Source organism: Sphingomonas sp. (genome assembly GCF_040398505.1).
Classification (GTDB): Bacteria; Pseudomonadota; Alphaproteobacteria; order Sphingomonadales; family Sphingomonadaceae; genus Sphingomonas.
Genome location: NZ_JBBATX010000059.1, coordinates 8010 through 16844 on the forward strand (window position 1 = coordinate 8010; position 8835 = coordinate 16844).

General features: G+C 66.1%; 8 protein-coding genes. 3 read left to right on the forward strand and 5 right to left on the reverse strand.

What is annotated here, in order from left to right; all coding sequences use genetic code 11:
* The first annotated feature begins 200 nt into the window (after nt 1-200).
* Nucleotides 201-1754: a DUF6311 domain-containing protein gene (locus ABWP09_RS08930; RefSeq protein ID WP_353204794.1), complete on the forward strand. Its 1554-nt coding sequence runs from the start codon at nt 201-203 to the stop codon at nt 1752-1754.
* 15 nt (nt 1755-1769) lie between these two features.
* On the opposite strand, the gene ABWP09_RS08935 is transcribed toward ABWP09_RS08930, so the two are convergent.
* Nucleotides 1770-3104 (reverse strand): cystathionine gamma-synthase family protein, encoded by a 1335-nt coding sequence (locus ABWP09_RS08935; RefSeq protein WP_353204795.1) that lies wholly within the window; start codon nt 3102-3104, stop codon nt 1770-1772.
* Nucleotides 3105-3197: 93 nt separating this feature from the next.
* On the opposite strand from ABWP09_RS08935, the gene ABWP09_RS08940 reads away from it, so the two are divergent.
* On the forward strand, nt 3198-3578 hold the full coding sequence (locus tag ABWP09_RS08940; protein WP_353204796.1) for a VOC family protein: 381 nt from the start codon (nt 3198-3200) through the stop codon (nt 3576-3578).
* Between the two features lie 47 nt (nt 3579-3625).
* Here ABWP09_RS08940 and pgeF read toward each other — a convergent pair whose 3' ends face one another.
* The 4 genes from pgeF to lgt all read right to left on the reverse strand — a co-directional run bounded on the left by pgeF (nt 3626) and on the right by lgt (nt 6975).
* On the reverse strand, nt 3626-4396 hold the full coding sequence (gene pgeF, locus ABWP09_RS08945; protein WP_353204797.1) for a peptidoglycan editing factor PgeF: 771 nt from the start codon (nt 4394-4396) through the stop codon (nt 3626-3628).
* On the reverse strand, nt 4393-4917 hold the full coding sequence (locus ABWP09_RS08950; RefSeq protein ID WP_353204798.1) for a GNAT family N-acetyltransferase: 525 nt from the start codon (nt 4915-4917) through the stop codon (nt 4393-4395). Before ABWP09_RS08950 ends, pgeF begins: the two co-directional genes overlap by 4 nt.
* Nucleotides 4914-5879, reverse strand: coding sequence for a class I SAM-dependent methyltransferase (locus tag ABWP09_RS08955; protein ID WP_353204804.1), 966 nt, complete (start codon nt 5877-5879; stop codon nt 4914-4916). Before ABWP09_RS08955 ends, ABWP09_RS08950 begins: the two co-directional genes overlap by 4 nt.
* A gap of 196 nt (nt 5880-6075) precedes the next feature.
* Nucleotides 6076-6975 carry a prolipoprotein diacylglyceryl transferase gene (gene lgt, locus ABWP09_RS08960; protein ID WP_502959781.1) on the reverse strand — a complete coding sequence of 300 codons (900 nt, stop codon included), beginning with the start codon at nt 6973-6975 and terminating at the stop codon, nt 6076-6078.
* Between the two features lie 90 nt (nt 6976-7065).
* On the opposite strand from lgt, the gene ABWP09_RS08965 reads away from it, so the two are divergent.
* Nucleotides 7066-8775 carry a class I adenylate-forming enzyme family protein gene (locus tag ABWP09_RS08965; protein WP_353204800.1) on the forward strand — a complete coding sequence of 570 codons (1710 nt, stop codon included), beginning with the start codon at nt 7066-7068 and terminating at the stop codon, nt 8773-8775.
* Nucleotides 8776-8835 lie beyond the last annotated feature (60 nt).

The window sequence follows — 8835 nt, forward strand, 5'->3', positions numbered from 1 at the left end:
TACCCTCGATATGCAAATGCAATTCGGCCTTGGGCAGGCCGGTGATGAAGTCGCCTACAGGCGAGGGCGTGCGCGCGGGAGCTGACATTGCCCACCATTACCCCGTCGGATCGAGGAAGTTTAGAGGAAACTGGATCGCGGCATCGGCGGGGGATCGTAATTTACAAGATGTAGACCGGCGATCGTTATAGGCAGCGATGATGAAACGAATTCCTCTCATGCTGGCGCTGATTGCCACGGCCAGCGTGCTGTTTGCAGGCTGGATGCCGCTTGCGACGCTCGATCCGCGCAATATCGGCTGGCTGCTCGACGGGCACGATCACGGGCAAAGCGCGATCGGGCTTGCCGCTTATCTCGCCGGCGGCGGATGGCCCGGGTTCCACATCGCTTTGCTGTCCGCGCCTGAGGGGACGAGCTTGTTGCTGACCGACAGCATCCCGTTGTTGGGGGTGTTGCTCGGGCCGTTCGCCGCGCTGCTGCCACCGGGTCTGCAATTCGTCGGGCCGTGGATGTTTGCGTGCATGGTGTTGCAGGTGCTGTTCGCCTGGGCGCTGGTCCGCCCGCACGCGCCCGATGCGCCGACGGCGTGGTTCGGCACGGTGTTGCTCGCGGCACTGCCGATGCTGTTCAACCGCTACCCCCATGCGAGTCTCTGCGCGCAGTGGCTGATCCTGTGGGGGCTGTGGATCTATGTCGAACCGCGCCGCGCCGATCGGCCGTTATGGTGGCTGGCGGTGCTCGGGGTGGCGGCGCTGGTCCACAGCTATTTGTTGTTGATGGTCGCGAGCATCTGGGCGGCGGCGATCCTTCGGCGCGTGGTCGAAGGTCGGCAGGTCCGCCCGGTGATCGAGGCGGTCGGGATCATCGCAACCGTCACGCTGCTGCTCGCGGCGCAGGGGGTGTTCGGCGGGGGATTCGGCTCGACACATAGTTATGGCGCATTCCCAATGGCGCTTGATGCGTGGTGGAATCCGGCGAATCAGACCTATTCGGCGCTGCTGCGGACCTCGCCCGAGGATCATGGCCGCGGTTTCGAGGGGCTGAATTACCTTGGGGCGGGCTTGCTGCTGACGGTGGCGATCGCGGCGGCGACGCGGCGCGCGGGGCTGCGGCACCTCGCCTGGCTGCTACCGGGCTTTGCGGTGCTGGCGCTCGTCGCGATCGGGCCGCAGCCTTTGTTCTGGGGGCAGGCGGTGACGACGCTGCACTTGCCCTTATGGCTGACCGACGCGCTCGACCCGGTGCGCGCCTCGGGGCGGCTCGGCTGGCCGCTGACTTATACGCTGGTTTATGCGGCGGTCATCAGCGTGATGGCGCTGCGCCGCGCGACGATCCTGCTCGCCGCTGCCGTCGCTTTGCAGGCGGTCGATCTCGCCCCGATGCTCGCGGCGATCCGCGCGACGGCGGCGCGGGCGAACGGCACCACCGTCTTCGCGCGCACGCACGATCCGCGCTGGGCAGGACTGATCGCGCGCGCGAAGCAAGTCGATTTCACCCCGGCCGATGCCTTTATCAACCTGGCGGTGATGGAGGAGATCACGTGGCGCGCGGTCGCGGCGCGGCGTCCGGTCGGCTTCACCTATACCGCGCGCACCGCCACGGCGACGAAGCTGCGCACCGCCGCCGAGCGTCGGGCGTTCGAGCGCGGCGTCGTGACGCCCGGCCATTTGGTGATCGTCCAGGATGGGGTGCTGCCCGCGACGCTCGCCCCCCGCGCGATTCGCATCGACGGGGTGACGATCATCGCGCCCTGAGCAACAGGCGGCGTGTCAGATCGCCGCCAGCGCTTGTTCGAAATCGCCGATCAGATCGTCGGCATCCTCGACCCCGATCGAGATGCGGACGAGATTGTCGGTGATGCCGAGCGCTTGCTTGCGCGCATCGGGCACCGAAAGGTGCGTCATCGCGGCAGGATGCGACGCCAGCGTCTCGGTGCCGCCGAGCGACACGGCGAGCTTGGCGATTTTCAGCGCATCGAGGAAGGCGAAGGCTTCCTTCTCGCCGCCATTGACGAGCAGCGAGAAGGTCGAGCCAGCACCAGTGCAATGCCGCGCGTAAATGTCGGCCTGGCGCTCCATCCCCGGCGTGTCGGCCAAAAAGCCGAGATAACCGACGCGCTCGACCTTGGGGTGCTGGCGGAGATAGGCGCAGACCTTGACCGAATTTTCGCCCGCGCGGCTCATGCGCAGTTCGAGCGTTTCGAGGCTGCGCATCAGCATCCATGCGGTGTTGGGATCGCAGATCGTGCCGATCGTGTTGCGCATCATGCGAATCGTGTTGATGTGCTCCTTTGACCCGAGCACGCCGCCCGCGACGAGATCGCTATGCCCGCCGGCATATTTGGTGAGGCTGTAGACGACGATGTCGGCCCCGTGCTGCAGCGGTTTCAGCCACAGCGGGCCAAGGAAGGTGTTGTCGATCGCGATCGGCGGCTTGACTGCCGCCTTGGCAAAGATCGCATCGCGGCTCGCGGCGACCGCCTGGATATCGACCAGCGCGTTGGTCGGGTTGGCGGGGCTTTCGAGATAGATGAGCGCGACATTGCCGGTCGCCGCCCTGGCCATCACCGCATCAATCTCTTCGCGCGTCGCGCCCGCCGGAAAATCGAGCCAATGCACGCCGAAGCGCCCGAGGATCCGCGCGATCAGCGTCTCGGTCGCGGCATAAAGCGGGCCGGAATGGACGATCGTGTCGCCGGGCTTGACCATCGACAGGAACAAGGTCGCGATCGCCGACATGCCGGAGGAGAAAACGAGCGCGTCCTCCGCTTCTTCCCAGACGCCGAGCCGATCTTCGAGAATTTCCTGATTCGGGCCGTTGAAGCGCGAATAGACGAGCCCCTCGGCCCCGCCGGGGCGCTTGCCGGTGACGCCCTCGAAATGGCGCTTGCCGGCTGCGGCATTGGGGAAGACGTAGGTCGAGGTGGCGAAGATCGGCGGTTTGAGCGACCCTTCCGACAGCGCCGGATCATAGCCATGCCCCATCATCAGCGTGGACGGCTTGAGCTTGCGGTCGCCGATTTTCTCGATGGAGGGCTTGGGCTTGGTGCGCGCGGCGACGCCGGTCAGATCGGCTTCGGTTTCGTGCGTTTCGGTCTTCGCCATTGGGGTGCGTCCTGCTGCAAAAAATGATAGGCTGATCTAACGCGCGATAGTCTCAAAAGATACCATCTCGCGACGAACGCAGAGGAGGGCGCGATGGCGGTTGCGGTGGTTTCGATCCCGGTCAGGGATCAGGTGGCGGGGCGGACCTTCTATACCGAAGTGATCGGGCTGGAGGTGCTGCGCGACGAGGCAACGGGGCCGGACATGCGCTGGATTCAGCTTCAGCCCAAAGACGGCGGGGCGACGATCGCGCTGGTGACCTGGTTCCAGGGGATGCCGCCGGGGGGGATGCAGGGGCTGATGCTCGGCGTCGAGGATGCCGGTGCCGAATATGAACGGCTGTCCGCGCTGGGGATTGCGGTGTCGCCGGTCGATGAGCAGCCATGGGGACGCTTCACGATGCTGAACGACCCCGATGGCAATGGCCTGATCCTCGCGCAACTTACGGCGCCCGAGGAATTCAGGACGCGATAGGTTTCCTCCCCTCCCGGGAAGGGCGGGGAGGAAGAATGAGGGGGGTGTTAAAGCCCGATGATCGCGATCTGTCGCCCATAGCCCGGTTCGCCGCGATGCGTGGCGCGGCGGTAGCTGAAGAAGCGCGCTTCGTCGGCATAGGTGTCTAGGCCGAGCAAAGCGACGCGGCCAATCCCGGCGGCGGCGAGGCGGTGCGCGACATAGGCCTCCAAGTCGAACTGGAAGTGGCCGTCGCGCCCTTCTGCGAAGAAGCGTTCATTGGCCGGGTCGTGTGCCGCGAAGCGGCGGGCGAAGGCGTCATCGACCTCATAGCTGGCGCGCGCGATGCAGGGGCCGATTGCGGCGGTGATCCGTTCGCGCTGCGCGCCCAGCGCCTCCATCGCGAGGATCGTCGCGTCGGTCACGCCGCCGAGCGCGCCTTTCCACCCGGCATGTGCCGCGCCGACCACGCCCGCTGCCACATCGGCGAGCAATACGGGCGCGCAATCGGCGGTCAGGATGCCGAGCGCGAGGCCGGGGCGATCGGTCACCAGCGCATCGGCGCGCGGGCGCAGCCGGTCCTCGAACGGCGCGCGCACCGTCACGCAATCGGCCGAGTGGATTTGATAGAGCGTGGTGAGTGCCGCGCCGGGCAGCACCGCTGCGGTCGCCAGCCGCCGGTTATCCTCGACTGCGGCGGCATCGTCGTCCGAGCCGACCCCGACATTCAAACCGGCATGAATCCCGCTTGAGACCCCGCCGATCCGCCCGAGAAAGCCGTGCGCGACGCCGTCGAGCGTCGGCGCGCGGATCCCTTCGACCGGTGGCGGAACGCTCACAGCAGCAGCCGCATCAGATTGTCATCATCGACCGTCTCGCCGACGCGAAAGGCGATCCGCCCGACATCCTCGAAGCCATATTTTTCGTAAAAGCGGTGCGCGCGGTGATTGTCGACATAGACGCTGAGGATGATCTCGCGCGCGCCGTGGCTGCGGGCGTGGTCGAGCGCCCAGGTCATCAATTCCTGCGCGACGCCCGCGCCGTGCCATTCACCGAGTACGTAGAATTGATAGAGCTCGATCGCATCGGGGCGCCATTCGCCGGGGAAGGTAACCGGACCCATTTTGACGAAGCCGATGATCGCATCATCCCCTGTTGCATTGGCCGCCAGCGCGAGCCGGATCGCAAAATCGGGGTCGGACAATTGCGACGGCAAACCGTTCGCGCCGAACGCTTCGTCGAGAAAGGCGGCAAGGTCCGACTGGCGATAGAGCGTGCCGAAGGTTTCGGTGAAGGAGCGGCGCGCCATGGCGGCAAGCTCGGGCCCGTCGATGGTGCGGGCGTCGCGATAGGTGATCATGCAAAACCTGCGGAATTGGGCCAGCCGGGGGCGGTGATGGCGAGGACCTGGAAGAGATTGCCCATGTCCTGTGTCAGGCGGGCTTTGTCCACGGCGATCTGCTCGGCGCGCGCGGGTGTGGCGCTGGCGAGCGCGGCGGCGCGCGCGTCGATGCCGAGCGCGGTGAGGAACGCGCCCTGGCCGATCGGGCCAGCAACCTGCGCACGCTCGACCAAGGCGGCGGCGGCGAGCGTGCCGAAATCGACATGCGCGGTGAGATCCTGTTCGCCCGGCGCTTCGAACGGATTGGTGAAGGCGTGGCCGCGCACCGCTTGCAGCGTGTCGCCAAGCGCGGGGCCATCATAACCATAATCGATCGCGAGCAGCGCGCCGCCTTGCGCCACGATGCGCTGCGCCAGGCCGCGCAGGATGGCGACGCTGGCGGGCGAGGTTTCGATGACCGATCCGGCGGGGGCGTCGCGCAAGCGCTCCGGGATCACCGCGTCGGGCACTTGGTTGCCCGCGATTGGCAGGAACAGCGTGTCCTGGCACGCGACGAGCCGTTCGAACCAGCCCGCGCTTCCCCGCACCAATTGCCGGATCGGCAGCGCATCGAAAAATTCATTGGCGATGATGATCAAGGGACGATCGGTGGGTAGCGTGTCGATTGCGTCGTGCCATGTCGCCTGTGGTACGCGATCGGCCTGAGATGCGCTGAGCACCGGGCTGGTTTCGACGAAATGGACGGGCGGGGTAAGGCCCGCTTTGGCCATCGCGCGCAGGGCATCGGCGGTGAGCGTGCCGCGCCCCGGGCCGAGTTCGACCCACGCAGCGTCCGGGCGTCCGGCACGGTCCCACAGATCGGCGCCCCATAGCCCGATCAGCTCGCCGAACATCTGGCTGATCTCGGGCGCGGTGGTGAAGTCGCCGCCCGCGCCGAGCGGATCGCGCGTCGCATAATAATGCTGGTTCGCCGCCGCCATGAACTGCGCGAGCGAAATCGGCCCCGCGAGCGTGATCGCGCGGGCGAGGCGGTCGGTTAGGCTCTGCAGGGAGGTTTCCCCTTTTCCGTTCGGGCTGAGCCTGTCGAAGCCCTGCTCTCCTCCTTCCGCCGCGCTCAAGAGGAGAGCAGCCCTTCGACAGGCTCAGGGCGAACGGAAAGCTTTACGGACACCCCCCTCACGCGACGCTCTCGCCTCCGGCGATCGGTTCGACGCGGGTGCGGCGGCCTTTGGCGGTGAGCACCAGATACAGCCCGCCGACGATCATCGGCAGCGTCAGCACCTGGCCCATATGGATTGTGTTGGCGAAAAAGCCGCCGGCCCATTCGCGGAACTGGCCGTCGGGTTCGCGGAAGAATTCGACCGTGAAGCGCGCGAGGCCATAGCCGAGCAGGAACAGCCCGACGAGCTTGCCCGGCTCATAGCGCGCCTTGGTGCGCCAGAAGGCGAACCACAGAATCGCGAACAAGGCGATGCCTTCGAGCCCCGCTTCATAAAGCTGGCTCGGGTGGCGCGCCGGATCGATGATGCCGGGCATCACCGTATCGGGGAAGACGATCGCCCACGGGACGTCGGTCGGCTTGCCCCACAATTCGCCATTCACGAAATTGGCGACCCGCCCGAAAAACAGCCCGAACGGCACGGCGCAGGCAAGGTAGTCGTGGATCCGCAACCAATCGAGCTTCTGCGCCCGCGCGAACAGGATGATGCCGATCGACGTGCCGATCATCCCGCCATGGAACGACATGCCGCCATCCCACAGCCGGAAGATGCCGGTCGAGACGAGCAATCGCGGGGCGTAAAAGAGCGCATAGCCGACGCGCCCGCCGAGAATGATGCCGAGCGTTGCGTAGAAGACGAGGTCGTCGGCATGGCGCCTGGCCATCGGGCTGCCGGGTTGGGCGATCAGCTTGAGCAGATACCACCAGCCGACGACGATGCCCGTGATATAGGCGAGCGAATACCATTTGATCTGAAAGAAACCGAGATCGAGCGCGACCTTGCTCAGGTGAAGATCGGTGAAATGCAGGTGCGGGGGGACCGTTGGCGCAGCCGCGACGAGGATCTGGCCGAGCACCGGCTGAAGATGGGACAGGATCAAGGCTTTTCCCCGGAGATTTGCGCCTCCATAAAGCCGACAAGCAATAAGACCAAGTGGAGAGCGTATATGCCGAGCAAACTGGACCTGCGGATGGATGCGGCGCTCGCCGCGCTGACCGGACCTGGCGCACCGCTCGCGCTCGGCTCGGTCACCGTCGGTGGGGTCGACCTGCCGCTGATCACCGGCGTGCCGCAGACGCTGCCGCCCTATTTCGCGCATTATTGCGCCGACCATGCCGACAAGACCTTTCTGGTCGCGGGCGATGAGCGGCTGAGTTTTGCCACCGTCTACGCCGCCGCCGCCCAGGTCGCGCACGCCCTGGTGGCGACGCACGGCGTGCAGCCGGGCGACCGGATCGGTATCGCGATGCGCAATTCGCCGTCGTGGATCGTGCTCTACATGGGCATCGTCATGGCCGGCGGCGTGGCGACGCTGCTCAACGGCTGGTGGCAGTCGGAGGAGCTGGCCGCGGCGATGAGCGATGTCGAGTGCAGCCTGGTGTTCGCCGATCCGCCGCGTGCGAAGCGGCTGGCGGAGATTGACGGGCTCGATACGCCGGTCGTGACGATCGACGATATCCGCCCGCTGGCCGAGGCGCTTGGCGGTCTGACCGGCGACGCGGGCACGCTCCCCACGCCGGCGCCAACCGATCCTGCGACGATCCTGTTCACCTCGGGCTCGACCGGCCAGTCGAAGGGCGCGATCAGCGATCATCGCGCGGTGACGCAAGCGGTGTACAATTATCTGGCGCAGGCGCTCGTGATGCTCGGCATCACCAGCGAAGACGGCAACCCGCCGGTGGGGCAGCCCGCGACGCTGCTCAACGTGCCGCTGTTCCACGTGACCGCCGAAGTGCCGGTGTTCCTGCAAAGCTTCGCGATGGGGCGCAAACTCGTGCTGATGCCGAAATGGGATGCCGAGCAAGCGATGCGGCTGATCGAGGCCGAGCAAGTCAGTTATTTCGTCGGCGTGCCGCTGATGAGCTTCGAAATCCTGACGCACCCCAAGCGTAGCGAGTATGATCTGTCGAGCGTCACCGACTTCGCCGCCGGCGGCGCGCCGCGCCCGGTCGAGCATGTCCGCCGCATCGCCGAGGAAATGGGCGGGCCCAAGCCCTTGCTCGGCTACGGCCTGACCGAAACCAACGGCATCGGCTGCGGCAATTTCCGCGACAATTACCTCGCCAAGCCCAATTCGACCGGACGCGCCTCCGCGCCCTTGGTCGATCTCGCGATCCTCGACGGCGCGGGCAAGCCGGTGGCGCAAGGGGAGCGCGGCGAGGTGGCGATTCGCTCGGTGTGCAATTTCACCGAATATTATGGACGGCCCGATGCAACGGCAGCGGCGTTCACGCCCGACCGCTATTTCCTGACCGGCGACATCGGCTATGTCGATTCGGGCGGGTATTTGTTCATCGTCGATCGCAAGAAGGACATCATCATCCGCGGCGGCGAGAATATCTCGTGTCAGGAAGTCGAAGCCGCGATCTACAAACATCCCGCCGTGGCGGAAGCCGCCGTGTTCGGCCTGGCCGACGAACGCTTTGGCGAGGTTCCCGGCGCGGTCGTGCTGGCGCGGGAGGGCGAGGCGCTCGATACCGAGGAATTGTGTGCGTTCCTGTTCGCGCATGTCGCGGCGTTCAAGGTGCCGCAGCGAATCTGGTTCGTCACGGAGGCACTACCCAGACTCGGCACCGAGAAGATCGATAAGGTGTCGCTGCGCACCAAATATCGCGCGATCGCGGCAGCGGAGGCGGGCGAAGCAGTGGGGGGATAGCGGGCTTAGACCCAATTCCCGTTCGTGCTGAGCTTGTCGAAGCACTGCTCGCCCCACGCG